Here is a 14586-nt window from a genome sequence, read left to right as displayed (position 1 = left end):
CGATACGAGAGTGGTCGGCCTAAACCGCCCTTGAAACCCACAAGACACTTAGCAGGATCGCGCGCATGGCAGCCACCATCAATACCAACGTCGCCTCACTGACCGCACAGCGCAACCTCGGTGCCAGTCAGTCTTCGCTCAATACTTCCATCCAGCGCCTTTCCTCTGGGCTGCGCATCAACAGCGCCAAGGACGATGCCGCAGGGCTGGCCATTTCCGAGCGCTTTACCAGCCAAATCAAAGGCTTGAACCAGGCGGTGCGCAATGCCAACGACGGCATATCCCTGGCCCAGACGGCGGAGGGCGCGCTCAAGGCTTCAGGTGATATCTTGCAGCGTGTGCGTGAACTGGCTGTGCAGTCTGCCAATGCCACCAACAGCGCTGGCGACCGCCAGGCCCTGCAGGCAGAAGTGGGTCAGTTGGTGAGCGAGTTGGACCGCATTTCCAAAACCACTGAATTCAACGGTATGAAGCTGATGGATGGCAGTTTTGGCACGCAGCAGTTCCAGGTGGGGGCCAACGCAAACCAAACCATCGTCGCCTCGACCGGGGACTTGCGCACCAACGGTTATGGCAACAACCAAGTGCTTGCCGCTGGAACGGCAACCACCACAAACAACAACAACAATGGAGTGACTGCAGGGACCCTGTCGGTGAACGGTTTTGTGGGTAGCAAAGACATCGCTGTAGCGTCTTTGGCGACCGCATCCGCTATTGCTGCTTCTGTGAATGGGGTCAAGGCCGACACGGGCGTTACCGCAACCGCCCGTACCGAGTTGAGCGTAGCGTTTGGGGCTGCCGGGGCTTATACGCTGGCTATCCAGTCCGACAATACAGTGGGTCAGTCGATTTCTTTCACGTTGTCGGCCAGCAATACCGCTGATGGTTTGTCGGCCGCCATCAGCGCTATCAATGACCAGTCTTCTAAGACCGGGGTGACGGCTGCTTTGAGCGCCGATGGCACCAAGATACAGATGACCAATGCCACCGGCAACGATGTCCTGATCAATGACTTCAACACCCCCAATGCAGGCACCGTGACGGTCCAGAAACTGGATGCTGCTGGTGCCAACGTGGGCGCTGCGGTTGTCTTGGCAGTCAACGCCACATCTGACAACGCAAAAACGAGCGGCTATGTCACCCTGGATTCTGAGAAATCATTTTCTGTAACGGCGACGGGCACCAATGCCGCAACGGCTGCGTCGTCCACCATCAAGAAGGTCTCTGAGCTGGACATCACTACGTTCGCGAAAGCGACAGATGCACTCAAGACGGTCGATTCCGCCCTGAGTTTCATCAATGGTGAACGCGCCAAGCTCGGCGCGTTGCAGTCGCGCTTTGAAACCTCTATCTCGAACCTGCAGGTCACCTCGGAAAACCTGTCTGCCTCGCGCTCGCGCATCCTGGATGCAGATTTCGCCTCTGAAACAGCTAACCTCTCGCGTGCGCAAATCTTGCAGCAGGCTGGCACGGCGATGGTGGCCCAGGCCAATCAGTTGCCGCAAGGGGTGCTGTCACTGCTGCGTTGATACCAGGGCAACCGAAGCCCCTGAGGCCTTTGCTGGCTCATGTGCTTGCCCGCTGCGCCGCCACATCCCTCACCAAGTCCCACGCCGCCTGTGCCACCGGCGAGAGCGCCCGGTTGCGCCGGTGCACCAGCATGATCTCGCGGTTGATGCGGGGGAGCAGGGGGCGCACGGCCAGCTGTGGCAGCCCCTCGGGTGGGATGGCCAAGGTGGGGATGACGGAGATGCCCAGCCCCGCATCCAGCATGCGAAAGATGGTGGTGGGGTGGCCCACCTCTTGCGCCACTGTGCATTGCACGCTGTGCTCGGCCAGGGCGCGGTCGATCAGGCGGCGGCTGCCCGATTCGTGGTCCAGCAGCACCAGGGCCTCGCCCTGCAGGTCAGCCCAGCGCACCTGGCGCTTGCGGACCAGTCGGTGGCCGGGTGGGCAGGCCAGACAAAAGGGCTCGGTCAGGATGGTCTCGCAGTGCAGGGCATCGCGCTCGCTGGGATCGATCACCACACCAAAGTCCACCTCGCCCGACAACACGCTGGCCAGTACCGCGCTCTGAATGCGGTCCAGCAGCACCAGCTCCAGCCCTGGCAGGGCGCTGTGGGCCTGGGCAATGCAGTCGGGCATCAGGTTGGCCGACAGCGTGGGGCTGCTGGCCACGCGCACGCGGCCACGCCGTTCAGTCGCTAGCTCGCGCACATCCAGCAGGGTGGTTTCCAGCTCCTCCAGCACGCGGGGCAGGCGTGCCGCCAGGCGCTGGCCTGCGTCGGTCAGTGTCACCTCCCGCGTGGTGCGGTTGAGCAGCTTCAGGCCCAGTTGGGCCTCTAGTTCGGTGATGCAGCGGCTCACGGCCGGTTGGGTCAGCCCCACGGCATCGCCGGTGCGGCTGAAGTTGCGGGTGTCCGCCACCGACTGGAATACGTGCAATTGGCGCAGGGTGATATTCATGCGCTCAAATCATAAATCCATCAGAGAAATCCATTTCTCTTTGGAATGGGGCTGGGGTCCAATGCAAGTCCTTGGCCCTGGTTTGCCAGTGCTCCCTGTTCATGACTTTGCGTGTGTTTTGACCCATGGCCCGTTCCCGCTTTCTTCCTGACAATTTCACACTCGCCTTGCTGGGCACCGTGACGGTGGCCAGCGTGCTGCCTGCATCGGGCGTGGCCGCCCAGACGCTGGAGGGGCTGACGGTGGCCGCTGTGGCGCTGCTGTTCTTCTTGCACGGGGCCAAGCTTTCGCGCGATGCCATCGTGGCGGGGCTGTCGCATTGGCGGCTGCACCTCGTGGTGGTGGGGGCCACGTTTGTGCTGTTTCCATTGCTGGGCTGGGCGCTGCGGCCTGTGCTGCAGGGCTTGGTCACTCCGGGGCTTTACACCGGCATCCTGTACCTGTGCGTGTTGCCTGCCACGGTGCAGTCAGCCATTGCCTTCACTGCCATGGCGCGCGGCAACATGCCTGCGGCCATTTGCAGTGCATCGGCGTCCACGCTGCTGGGCATTGTGATCACCCCGGTGCTGGTGGGCCTGCTGTTGCCTGAGGCGCAGCACACGGCAGGCTCTGCGCAGCCCGATGCATTGGCCAACATCGGCCGCATCATGCTGCAGTTGTTGGTGCCTTTTGTGGCGGGCCACTTGCTGCGCCCCTGGATCGGTGGCTTCGTCAAGCGCCGGGCTGCTGTGCTCAAGTTTGTGGACCAGGGTTCTATCTTGCTGGTGGTGTACACCGCGTTCAGCGCGGCGGTGGTGGAAGGGCTGTGGCAGCAGTTGCCGCTGCCAGCCTTGTTGGGCCTGTTGGTGGTGTGCGCCATGCTGCTGGCCTTGGCCTTGGCCACCACCACCTGGGCCGCGCGGCGCATGGGCTTCTCCAAAGAGGACGAAATCACCATCGTGTTCTGCGGCTCTAAAAAGAGCCTGGCCAGCGGCGTGCCCATGGCCAAGGTGCTGTTTGCATCGCATGCAGTGGGCGCCATCGTGCTGCCGCTCATGGTGTTCCACCAGATGCAGCTGATGGTGTGCGCGGTGCTGGCGCAGCGCTATGCGCGGCGCGATGGGCAAGTGCCTGCAGGCGAATGAGGCACGGGGGGGCCGTGCCCATTTGGGATTAAAGTCGCAGGCTTGCGATGACACCCGCCCGGCCCGCAGCGCCCGGGCCCTGCTTTTTTCAGCGAGACCTGTATGGCAAAGATTTCTGGCGGCACCGACATCTATCTGATCCCGGGGGACCCCATCACCAACGTGCGGGCACCGCGCATGTTCAACAAGGTGTTTGAGCGCTGCGGCCTGGACGCGGTGATGTTGCCGGTGCAGGTGCGTGAACGGGACTTTGCCGTGTGGCTCAAGGCGACGTTTTTGGCGCGCAACGTGAAGGGCGTGATCATTGCGCCGCCCCACAAGCCGCAGGTGGTGCATTTGCTGGACAGCTGCGGGCTGGTGGCGCGGGTGGCGCGCTCGGTCAACATCGTGCGCCGGACCAGCGAAGGCCAGCTCGAAGGTGATTTGTTTGACGGCGAAGGTATTTTGGGTGCCCTCGATTGGTTCAACATTCCCTACAGGGGCAAGCGTGTGCTGATTTTGGGTGCAGGGGTAAGTGCTGCAGCCATTGGGGTGTCTCTGGCGCAAGGCGGCACCACCCAGGGCGCCGAGTTCATCGCCTTCTACGACCCTGTGCCCGGCAAGGCGATTGGGCTGGCCACGGAGCTGGATGGATTTTTTGACGCCAATGTGGTCGCGGTGGACAGCAGTGACCCCGCTGGCTACGACCTGGTGGTCAACGCATCGGCCGTGGGGCTGGGTAACGATGACCCGCTGCCCTGCGATGTGGATCGCATGGAGCCGCATGCCGCGCTGTTTGACATCTTGCTGCGCAACCAGCCCACCCCGCTGGTGCGCGCCGCCCGCTCGCGTGGGCTGCATGCGCAGCCGGGGTTTGAGATGCTCATCCAGCAGATGCCGTTTTACCTGGACTACTTTGGCCTGCCAGAGGCTGCGCAGATGGTGCGCGAGGACGCGAACTTTGTGCGTGAACTGATCTACCCACCTGCGCTGGCGGCCGAGATCACCCAGCCCCTGCGCTACCCCTGCACCAGCGTGGCCTGACCGAATGCCCGCTGACTGCTACCCGATGCAGTCGACGTTGTCGCAACGTCACACCTGATCGGGCGTGGGCTTGAGGCGGCTGGGGGCCAGCGCGCCAGCGGACTCCAGGATGGGGTAGGCAATGGAGCACAGCAGCGAGTTGATGCGCTTGAGTTCGCTGATCAGGTCAATGTGCAGGGAACTGGTCTCGATGCTCTGCACCGTGTTGTCCGACAGGCGCGCCAGGTGGGTGGCCGAGTAGGCACGCTCCAGGTCACGAAAGCGTGCTTTTTCTTCCAGCAGCTTTTGTGCATCGCGCACGTTGCCGTTGAGGAACACGCTCATGGCCAGGCGCAGGTTGGCCACCAGGCGGGTGTGCAGCTCGTTGATTTCTTCCATGCCAGCCTCGGAGAACTGGCGGCCCTTTTTGATCTTCTTGTCCTCGATGTCGATCAACACGCGCTCGATGATGTCGCCAATCTGTTCCATGTTGATGGTGAAGCTGATGATGTCGGCCCAGCGCCGCCCCTCGCGCTCGTCCAGCGCTTCGCGAGAGATCTTGGTCATGTAGTACTTGATGGCCGAGTACAGGCCATCGACTTGGTCGTCGAGCTTGCGCAGGTCTTCTGCCAGCTTCTGGTCATCGGTGCGAATCACCTGGTGCAGGCCCAGCAGCATGGACTCGACCACGTCGGCCTGGTGCAGCGCCTCGCGGGCGGCGCAGGAGATGGCCAGTGAGGGGGTGGCGAGCGCGGAAGGGTCCAGGTGCTGCGGGCGGCTGCCTGCCGACGGGGCTTGCGCATCGGCCGTGGGCAGAATGCGCTGAACCAGCCTGGACACGGGGCGGGTGAGCCCGATGCACACCAGGCCCACCACCAGGTTGAACGCGAGGTGGAACAGCACCACCAGGCTCGCGGTGTCGGGCACATAGGGGCGTGCGTGGCGCAGCCACAGGCCAATCAGCGGGGTCATGATGACCACGCCGATGACTTTGAACATCAGGTTGCCCATCGGAACCTGCCGGGTCTGCACATTGGCCTTGAGTGTGGTGAGCACGGCCAGCAGGCCACTGCCCAGGTTGGCCCCCACCACCAGGCCCAGGGCCACGTCCACCGGAATACCGCCAGAGCCCGCCAGCGTGGCCGTGAGCAGCACAGTGGCCAGGCTGGAGTAAGACAGTACGGCCAGCACCGAGCCCGTGAAAATCTCCAGCAGCAAATCGCTGGTGAGTGCGCCCAGCAGGGTGCGCACGGTGGGTGACTGGGTGAGGACGGTGGTGGATTCGGTGATCAGCCGCAGCGCCAGCAGCATCAGGCCCAGGCCAATGAGCACTCGCCCCACGCGGCCCACGGCCGTGTCTTTGCGCGAGATGAACAGCACCACCCCCACAAAGATGAAGAGGGGCGACAGCCAGGACAGGTCCATGGCAAACACCACCGCCATCACGCTGGTGCCCACGTCGGCCCCCAGCATCACGGCCAGCGCCGCAGGCAGCCCCACCAGCCCCTGGCCTACGAACGATGACACGATGAGCGCCGTGGCTGTGCTGGACTGCACCAGCGCCGTGACCCCCATGCCGGACAGCACCGCCGTGAACCGCGTGCTGACGCTGCGGGCGATGAGCTGGCGCAGGTTGGCGCCAAACACACGCAGGATGCCGGTGCGCACCAGATGGGTGCCCCAGATGAGCAGGGCCACAGCGGCCAGTAGGTTCAACAGATGCTTCATGAAATACCGTCGTTGTTCTTGTTGTGGTGCTTGCGGCGGGCTTGTTCAGCACCCACCCGCAGCATGTCGCGTGGCTCTTGCCGACCTTTGGCCGAAACACTGCAGGTGCTGGCCGGGCCGTTGAGCGATCGCATAACGGGTTATGCAAAAAACGCGCTCACCCTTGTTTTTCATCAAATTGACACACAAGCATACTCCTGAATCGATAGCGTCCGCGCAGAAGCCCATGAGGCTGGCGAGGCATCGTGCATGACGCATGTGGCACATGCCATAACGCCAACGGCCCGCACAAGGCGGGCCGTTGGGTGGGGAAGGGCGCCACAGTGTGGCTGCACCGGCTCAGCGCTCGCGACGCGCTCTCAGCAGTTCATCCAGAATCAGGCAAACAGCCCCCACGGTGATGGCGGAGTCCGCCACATTGAACGCGGGGAAGTGCGTGCCCATGGCGTGGAAGTCCAGAAAATCCACCACGTAGCCGTGCATGAGGCGGTCCACCACATTGCCGATGGCGCCACCCATGACGCTGGCCAGCGCAAAGCAAAACAGCTTTTGGGTGGGGTGCTTGTACAGCTGCCACACAATGAAAATGCTGGCCACGGCCCCAATGCCCGTGAACAGCCAACGCTGCCATCCCCCTGCATTCGACAGGAAGGAAAACGCCGCACCGGTGTTGTGGGCGCGCACGATGTTGAAGAAGCCCGTGATGTGCGTGGCTTCACCCCATTGGTAGTTGCGCAGGATCAGGTCCTTGGTCCACTGGTCGGCCACCACAATGACCACGGCCCACAGCAGCCACCAGCCCATGCTGCGGGCCACAGACTGCCCGCCGAAGGTTTGCGCGCCCGCCATTTAAGCGCACACCCGGTTTTCACCGGCGCCATGGAGGTTGCTGGTGCAGCGGCCGCAAATGGTGGGGTGGGCTGCGTCTTGGCCTACATCGTCGCGGTAGTGCCAGCAGCGCTCGCATTTGGCACTGGAGCTGCTTGTAACGCTGATCTGCAAAGCGCTACCAGCTGCCAATTCGATAGCGGAGATGATGAACACAAACTTCAGGTCGTCACCCAGGCTGCTCAGCAAGGCGTAGTCCTCGGGGGCTGCCGTGAGCGTCACGTTGGCTTGCAGGGGCGAGCCCACCTGGCCTGCGGCGCGCAGCGTCTCGATCTCCTTGTTCACCACGTCGCGGATCTCGCGGATGCGTGTCCACTTGGCCAGCAGGCCTTCGTCGGCGCTGGCGATGGAGCCATAGGTCTCCAGGAAGATGGAGTCGGAGCTGCCAAACACCTTCCATGCCTCTTCGGCCGTGAAGGAGAGGAACGGCGCCATCCAGCGCAGCATGGCGTGGGTGATCTGGTACAGCGCGGTCTGGGCGCTGCGGCGGGCCAGGCTCTTGGGGGCTGTGGTGTACAGGCGGTCCTTGAGCACGTCCAGGTAGAAGCCGCCCAAGTCTTCCGAGCAGTACAGCTGCAGCTTGGCCACCACGGGGTGGAATTCATACACCTTGTAGTGGGCCAGCACCGTGGCCTGGAATTCGGCTGCGCGGGTGAGGGCGTAGCGGTCGATCTCCAGCATGTCGCCAAATGGCACGGCGTCCTTCGTGGGATCAAAGTCGCTCACGTTGGCCAGCAAGAAGCGCAGGGTGTTGCGGATGCGGCGATACGCGTCCACCACCCGGGCGAGGATCTTCTCGTCGCCCGCGATGTCGCCGGAGTAGTCGCTGGCGGCCACCCACAGGCGGATGATTTCCGAGCCCAGCTTGTTGCTGATCTCCTGAGGATCGATGCCGTTCTTGAGCGATTTGCTCATCTTGATGCCCTTGGCATCCACGGTGAAGCCGTGCGTGAGCAGGCCACGGTAGGGCGCACGGCCTTCCAGCGCGCTGGCCAGCAGCAGTGAGCTGTGGAACCAGCCCCGGTGCTGGTCGTGGCCTTCCAGGTACAGGTCGGCCTCGGGGCCGGTGTCGTGGTGCACGTTGGGGTGCGTGCCACGCAGCACGTGGCTGAAGGTGGAGCCGGAGTCAAACCACACTTCCAGGATGTCGGTGCTCTTGGTGTAGTGGGGGGCGTCTTCAGCGCCCAGGATTTCTTCGGTCGTCACGCGGCTCCAGGCCTCGATGCCGCCCTTTTCAACGATGGCTGCCGCCTGGTCCATGATTTCCATGGTGCGCGGGTGCAGCTCGCCCGAATCCTTGTGCAGAAAGAACGGGATGGGCACGCCCCAGCTGCGCTGGCGCGAGATGCACCAGTCGGGCCGCCCGGCGATCATGTCGTGCAGGCGGGCCTTGCCGTTCTCGGGGTAGAAGCTGGTGTGCTCGATGGCGTCCAGGGCAATCTGGCGCAGCGTCTTGGCGGGCTTCTCGCCCGCTTTTGTGAACACGCCTTCACCTTCGTCCATGCGGATGAACCACTGGGCGGCGGCGCGGTAGATCACCGGCGTCTTGTGGCGCCAGCAGTGTGGGTAGCTGTGGGTGATGTCCTTGGTGGTCATCAGGCGGCCCGCCTTGCGCAGCGCTTCGATGATGACGGGCACGGCCTTCCAGATGTGCAGGCCGCCGAACAGCGGGAAGTCGGCCGCGTAGGTGCCGTTGCCTTGCACGGGGTTCAGGATGTCGTCCAGCGCCATACCGTGCGCGCGGCAGGAGTTAAAGTCTTCCAGACCGTAGGCGGGCGACGAGTGCACGATACCCGTGCCGTCATCGGCTGTGGCGTAGTCTGCCAGGTACACCGGGGCGAGGCGGCGGTAGCCTGCATCGACGTCGTACAAGGGGTGTTCAAACTCCAGGCCGCCCAGGTTCTTGCCCAGGGTGGTGGCCAGCACGCTGCCCGTGAGGCCGTAGCGCTCCAGGCACGAGGCCACCAGGGGCTCGGCCACCAGCAGCAGGCGTTCGCCTGCATCGACCAGCGCGTAGGTGATTTCGGGGTTCAGGTTCAGGGCCTGGTTGGCGGGGATGGTCCACGCGGTGGTGGTCCAGATGACCACAAACGCGTCTTTGGTTAGCGAGGGCAGGCCAAAAGCTGCGGCCAGCTGGGCTGGGTCGTGTGACTTGAAGGCCACATCCAGCGTGGTGCTCTTCTTGTCTTGGTACTCGATCTCGAACTCGGCCAGCGACGAGCCGCAGTCAAAGCACCAGTACACGGGCTTGAGGCCACGGTACACAAAGCCACGCTCCATCACGCGTTTGAACGCACGGATTTCGCCCGCTTCGTTGGCGAAGTTCATGGTCTTGTAGGGGTTGTCCCATTCGCCCAAAACGCCCAGGCGCTTGAAGTCCGTCATTTGCTGCGCGATCTGCTCGGTGGCGAAGGCGCGGCTCTTGGCCTGCATTTCGTCACGCGGCAGGTTGCGGCCGTGCAGCTTTTCGATGGCGTTCTCGATGGGCAGACCGTGGCAATCCCAGCCGGGCACGTACAGCGCGTCAAAGCCTTCGAGTTGGCGCGCCTTGGTGATCATGTCTTTGAGGATCTTGTTGACCGCATGGCCCATGTGGATCTGGCCATTGGCGTAGGGCGGGCCGTCGTGCAGGATGAACTTGGGCGCGCCATGGCGGGCATCGCGCAGGCGCTTGTACATGCCCTGGTCTTCCCACTCCTTGACCCAGCCTGGTTCGCGCTTGGGCAGGTCGCCGCGCATGGGGAAGCTGGTGTCGGGCAGGTTCAGCGTGGCGCGGTAGTCCACTGCAGTAGTGCCGCTGGACGGGGTGGGGCTGGCGTTATCGGACATGAAGAAGCCTTAAAACGGTGCAATCCGGGGCAGACCCGGCGCGAAAAACGAGGGATGCAAAGACAGAGGTGGGCCTGCAATCCGCAGGCGCTGCGCGCAGGCAGCCCTCTAAATTCGGTCGCGCGTGGTCTGGCGACGGGTTTCGGTGTGCGAGGGGGCTTGGGCCGAGGCAAAGTACGCTCGCGCATCGGCGCAGTCTTTCGCAATGCCCTTCGTCAAGGCATCGAGACCGTCGTACTTGAGCTCGTCGTGCAGTTTGTGCAGAAGTTCCACCCGGATGATTTTACCGTACGCCCCCTCGGGCCCCAGGGTGGAGGGCCAGTCCAGGCAATGGGTTTCCAGCAGCACCCGGCCGCCATTGACGTCGCTCGGGTCCAGTGAGGGGCGCACCCCCAGGTTGGCCACGCCGGGCAAGGGCGCTGCGCCCAGGCCGTGCACCAGCACGGCAAAGATGCCGCTGGCGGCAGGCTTCCAATGGGCAAAGCGCAGGTTCAGGGTGCGAAACCCGTCCTGCGCCCCCTGCTTGCTGGCGCCCAGCTCACGGCCCAGCTTGCGGCCGTGCACCACATGGCCAGAGATGGTGTAGGGGCGCCCCAGCAGGGTGGCTGCGGCCTCCATGTCGCCCTGCGCCAGAGCATGGCGTACGGCAGAGCTGGAAACGCGCAGGCCGGGGCCGCCGCCGGGCCGCCCCAAGGCGGGCCCAGCCCCCTCGGGGGGCAACGACGACACGAAGTGCGGAGTGTGGGGGTAAGAAACCTCGTAGCTGTTCATGCGGGCCACGTCAAAGCCCTGGGCTTGGCCTGCCGCATCCAGCATGGCGTAGTCGCCCGCGCGCTGGGCGCCAAAGCGAAAATCGTCGCCCACCAGCGCATAGCGCACCCCCAGGCCTTGCACCAGCACCTCGTCGATGAACGCCTGTGGAGTTTGTGCGGCCAGGCGTGCGCTGAATGGCAGCACCACCACCTGCTGCACGCCACAGCGCTCCAGCTCGGTCAGCTTGTCGCGCAGTGTGCCGATGCGGGCCGGGGCCAGCTCGGGCTTGTGCAGCGCGCCGGCAAAGTAGTCGCGGGGGTGCGGCTCAAAGGTCAGCACGCAACTCTCCACCCCTCGGTGGGCGGCTTCGTTGTTCAGCAGCGCCAGCATGGCCTGGTGGCCACGGTGCACGCCGTCGAAATTACCGATGGTCAACGCGCACGCGCGGGCGATGCCGGGGTGGTGAAATCCGCGAAAAATCTTCATCGGTTTGTTATCTTTTTGATAGCAGCTAGCGCTCACAGATCAAGCGCAAGACGCCAATTTGTCATGAAAACGGAGTATATTGTGACCGAGGCTTCTTCTTGTGACACTTTGCCCCACGCACGAGCGTAACTGGACGGGGCTGGCGTGCAAGAGGGCCTGAATGGCGCCGACCCAGGGCCATCCCGAGACATCCGAGTTCCGAATCCTTGTGTACCCAGAGTTCCAGGAGGCGTGTTTTGAAGGTCTTGAAGCTGTCAGCCCAAGGGCTGCCCCAATCGTGGATTACGCTGGAGCAAGCGGTCATTCATTACGCTGCGGGTGAAGTGCGCTGGGAGTCCGGCGCGCAGATCGCGCGTTTTCGAGGTGGGCACAACGCTGTAACGGGCGAGCAGTCGGTGATTGCGGTTAACAGCATCATCGGCACCAAGGGCGTGCCACGCATCAATCCGTTTGACCTCAAACCAGGCCTGACCAACAGCAAGCTGTTTGCGCGCGATCGGAATGTCTGTGCCTACTGCGGCGGGCATTTTCATGAGGAAGAACTCACCCGTGAGCACATCGTGCCCTTTGCCCACCATGGGCAGGACCACTGGATGAATGTGGTGACGGCCTGCCGCGCCTGCAACCACCGCAAAGGCCCACGCACCCCCGAGCAGGCCCACATGCCTTTGCTTTACACCCCCTACGTGCCCAGCCTGTGGGAGGACTTCATCCTGCGTAACCGCCGTATCTTGGTGGACCAGATGGAGTTTTTGATGGCGCATGTGCCCAAGTCGTCGCGGTTGTCGGCTTAGCGCGTTCGGCACAGCGCCTGGGCAGTGTTGCAGTCTGGTCGGGTAATGGGTTTGTGAAAAAATAAGGGTTTCCCCTTGATTTGATCCCATGATTGTTCGCGATCGGCCTTCCGGGCTGCGGTTGTTTCTGCTGCTGCGGGGCTCGATCCTTCAGCGCATTCGCTGGACGCTGCTGTTCAACACCCTGTTGGCCACCGGGGTCACCTTGGCCCACGGCAGCCTGTTCACGTTCAAAATCACCCTGACGCCGATTCCCTTCACGCTGATGGGTTTGCCGCTGGCCATCTTTTTGGGCTTCAGAAACACCACGGCCTACGACCGCTACTGGGAAGGGCGCAAGCTGTGGGGGGACCTGGTGCTGCGCACGCGCAACTTGTCCCGGCAGTGCCTGAGCCTGATTGAGCTGGACCAGCCCGTGGACCCATTGGATCGCGCGGGCGATGTGCGCGTGCGCCTGGTGCACCGCGCCATTGCCTTTGTGCATGCGTTGCGTCTGCATTTGCGTGCGCAAAGCGATGATGCGCTGCTGCAGCGCTGGTTGCCTGCGGAAGACTGGCCGCGTGTGGCGCAGTCATCGCAGCGCCCTGATGCCATCATGCAGGGCATGGGGCAGGACTTGGCGCTGTGCCTGCGTGAGCGGCGCATCGACCCCTGCCTTGCCGCAGGCATTGACGCCACCCTGTCGGCCATGACGGCATCGGCAGCCTCTTGCGAACGCATTCGCAACACCCCGGTCCCTTTCTCGTACACGTTGCTGCTGCACCGCACGGCTTACCTGTATTGCTTCTTGCTGCCCTTTGGCTTGGTGGACACCACAGGCTTCATGACGCCGTTTGTGGTGGCCATCGTGGCTTACACCTTCTTTGGGCTGGATGCACTGGGCGATGAGATCGAAGAGCCCTTTGGCCTGGAGAGCAATGACTTGCCTCTGGACACTCTGTGTCGGGCCATTGAAATCAACCTGCGCGAAGCGCTGGGCGAGCGCGACTTGCCTGCGCCTTTGCTGCCTGTGGATTACCTGCTGACTTGAGTGGGGCACGCACAAGCCTGTCTTTGCCCGTTGCTGCGTAAAAAGCAAAAAGGCCAACCGCATGCGGTTGGCCTTTTGTTTCGAGAAGATCCCTGCTGGAGCGCAGGGTCTGGGCATCAGGCTGCCGCAGGCTTGTGTGCCGTCACGACAAAACCTTGCACGGGCGTGCCGCCTTCCGTGCGCAGGGTGGTGTCTTCCACGCCCACCTCATCAAAGCCCGCCGCACGGCACAGCGCCTCTACATGGCTGCGCTTGTGGGTGTAGCGGCCATTGGCCTGCAGCACCAGATCGGGGCCGTTTTCATCGGCGGCTTCGCACGAGAAGATCAGTTGGCCATCGGCGGCCAGCACCCGCAGCGCGTTCGGGATGGCCGTGGTCAGATCGCCGGCGTAGATGAAAACATCCAGCGCCGTGATGACTTGGTACAAACCATCGGGGGTATCGCGCAGTGCATCGTGCAGGTTCACGGTGTGGAAGCGGTCGTACACCTTGTGGCGCGCCGCTTGTTCCACCATCTTGGTGGACAGGTCCACCCCGATCATGTAGCCGCCATTCAATGGGCCCAGGCACACCCCCAGCAGCCCGGTGCCGCAGCCCAGGTCGAGCAAGTTCAGGTGCTTGTCGGGGTAGCGCGCCACGATCTTTTCTGCCACTTGCTTGGGCAGTTGGTATTTGAGACCACGCACCATGTGCCCGTCGTACACGTCGGCCATGCCATCAAACAGGTGGCGCATCAGTGCAGGAGGTTGCTGGCTGGGCACCTGGCCCTGGGCCAGTTGGGCGTAATACTGGTACACCTCGTCTTGCGGTGCCAGCGCCAGCAGGGCTTGGGTATCTGGCAGAGCGTCTGCGGCCTTGCAGCAAGCCAGCAGCGTTTGTACGCGGCCCACCAGGGATTCATGGTCGCTGGGGTTTTCGGCAATCAGGCCTGCCCACAGGGCCAGCGCTTCTTCAAATTGGCTTTGCTCGGTCAAATCGCGCGCGAGCAGGCGGCGCAGCATCACATCGTTGGGCACCAGCTCCAGGCCACGGCGCAGGTGGCGAATGGCCATGTCAGTGTGGCCCGCACGGTGGGCGATGTCCACCACACCGGCCAGCACCTGCAGGTTCTTGGGCTCCAGGGCCACCACTTTTTCTGCCGTTTCCACGGCATCCTTGAACTGGTTCTGGCGGGCATGCAGCAGTGCCAGTTCCAACAGGCCTGGCGCCCAGTCTGGCGAGAGTGAAACGGATTTGCGCAGGGCCTCAAACGCCCCCTTGATGTTGCCGGATTTCTCTGCCATCAGGCCGCCCAGCATGAAGACCCGAGGGTCTTGGGGCCATTGCTTGTTGGCCTTGTTCAGGGTCAGTGCCGCATTCTTGAGATCGCCCTTGGCGATTTGCTCGCGGGCTTTTTGCAGGTGCTTGAGATTGGGGTCGGTCGCGTTAACGCTCATGGGTGCATGGATCGCTGCAAACAGACCGATAGCGGCCTGCCAGGCTTTGC

At 63.1% G+C, this 14586-nt stretch carries 12 protein-coding genes; 5 read left to right on the top strand and 7 right to left on the bottom strand.

Annotated features, from left to right (window positions below):
- Positions 1-65: 65 nt before the first annotated feature.
- Entirely contained in the window at positions 66-1529 is a 1464-nt protein-coding gene (locus EAG14_RS15135) for a flagellin (protein ID WP_121729385.1), read from the top strand.
- Between the two features lie 37 nt (positions 1530-1566).
- Here EAG14_RS15135 and EAG14_RS15130 read toward each other — a convergent pair whose 3' ends face one another.
- Positions 1567-2466: a LysR family transcriptional regulator gene (locus EAG14_RS15130; protein WP_121729384.1), complete on the bottom strand. Its 900-nt coding sequence runs from the start codon at positions 2464-2466 to the stop codon at positions 1567-1569.
- A gap of 125 nt (positions 2467-2591) precedes the next feature.
- On the opposite strand from EAG14_RS15130, the gene EAG14_RS15125 reads away from it, so the two are divergent.
- Positions 2592-3590: a bile acid:sodium symporter family protein gene (locus tag EAG14_RS15125; protein ID WP_121729383.1), complete on the top strand. Its 999-nt coding sequence runs from the start codon at positions 2592-2594 to the stop codon at positions 3588-3590.
- A 102-nt stretch (positions 3591-3692) separates the two neighbouring features.
- Positions 3693-4613, top strand: a complete 921-nt coding sequence (locus EAG14_RS15120) for a shikimate dehydrogenase (RefSeq protein WP_121729382.1) — start codon at positions 3693-3695, stop codon at positions 4611-4613.
- Between the two features lie 48 nt (positions 4614-4661).
- Here EAG14_RS15120 and EAG14_RS15115 read toward each other — a convergent pair whose 3' ends face one another.
- The 5 genes from EAG14_RS15115 to EAG14_RS15100 all read right to left on the bottom strand — a co-directional run bounded on the left by EAG14_RS15115 (position 4662) and on the right by EAG14_RS15100 (position 11276).
- Positions 4662-6320, bottom strand: a complete 1659-nt coding sequence (locus tag EAG14_RS15115) for a Na/Pi cotransporter family protein (protein WP_099740462.1) — start codon at positions 6318-6320, stop codon at positions 4662-4664.
- Complete coding sequence (locus tag EAG14_RS22880; protein WP_158236290.1) at positions 6317-6454, bottom strand: hypothetical protein; 138 nt, start codon at positions 6452-6454, stop codon at positions 6317-6319. The genes EAG14_RS15115 and EAG14_RS22880 overlap by 4 nt, the downstream gene beginning before the upstream one ends.
- A gap of 205 nt (positions 6455-6659) precedes the next feature.
- Positions 6660-7169, bottom strand: coding sequence for a signal peptidase II (gene lspA, locus EAG14_RS15110; RefSeq protein ID WP_099658429.1), 510 nt, complete (start codon positions 7167-7169; stop codon positions 6660-6662).
- On the bottom strand, positions 7170-10037 hold the full coding sequence (gene ileS / locus EAG14_RS15105) for an isoleucine--tRNA ligase (RefSeq protein ID WP_121729381.1): 2868 nt from the start codon (positions 10035-10037) through the stop codon (positions 7170-7172).
- Positions 10038-10145: 108 nt separating this feature from the next.
- Entirely contained in the window at positions 10146-11276 is a 1131-nt protein-coding gene (locus EAG14_RS15100; RefSeq protein WP_121729380.1) for a bifunctional riboflavin kinase/FMN adenylyltransferase, read from the bottom strand.
- Between the two features lie 236 nt (positions 11277-11512).
- Between EAG14_RS15100 and EAG14_RS15095 the strand changes: the two genes are divergently transcribed.
- The gene (locus tag EAG14_RS15095) at positions 11513-12070 is read left to right on the top strand and encodes an HNH endonuclease (protein ID WP_099658432.1); all 558 of its coding nucleotides are present in this window, start codon (positions 11513-11515) and stop codon (positions 12068-12070) included.
- Positions 12071-12158: 88 nt separating this feature from the next.
- Positions 12159-13100 (top strand): bestrophin family protein, encoded by a 942-nt coding sequence (locus EAG14_RS15090; protein WP_121729379.1) that lies wholly within the window; start codon positions 12159-12161, stop codon positions 13098-13100.
- Between the two features lie 116 nt (positions 13101-13216).
- On the opposite strand, the gene EAG14_RS15085 is transcribed toward EAG14_RS15090, so the two are convergent.
- Complete coding sequence (locus EAG14_RS15085; RefSeq protein WP_121729378.1) at positions 13217-14536, bottom strand: tetratricopeptide repeat protein; 1320 nt, start codon at positions 14534-14536, stop codon at positions 13217-13219.
- Between the last annotated feature and the right edge of the window lie 50 nt (positions 14537-14586).

Origin of the sequence: Acidovorax sp. 1608163 (genome assembly GCF_003669015.1) — a bacterium.
Taxonomy (GTDB): Bacteria; Pseudomonadota; Gammaproteobacteria; order Burkholderiales; family Burkholderiaceae_C; genus Acidovorax.
The sequence above is the reverse complement of the archived record's forward strand: the minus strand, read 5'-3'. Positions and strand labels throughout refer to the sequence as shown.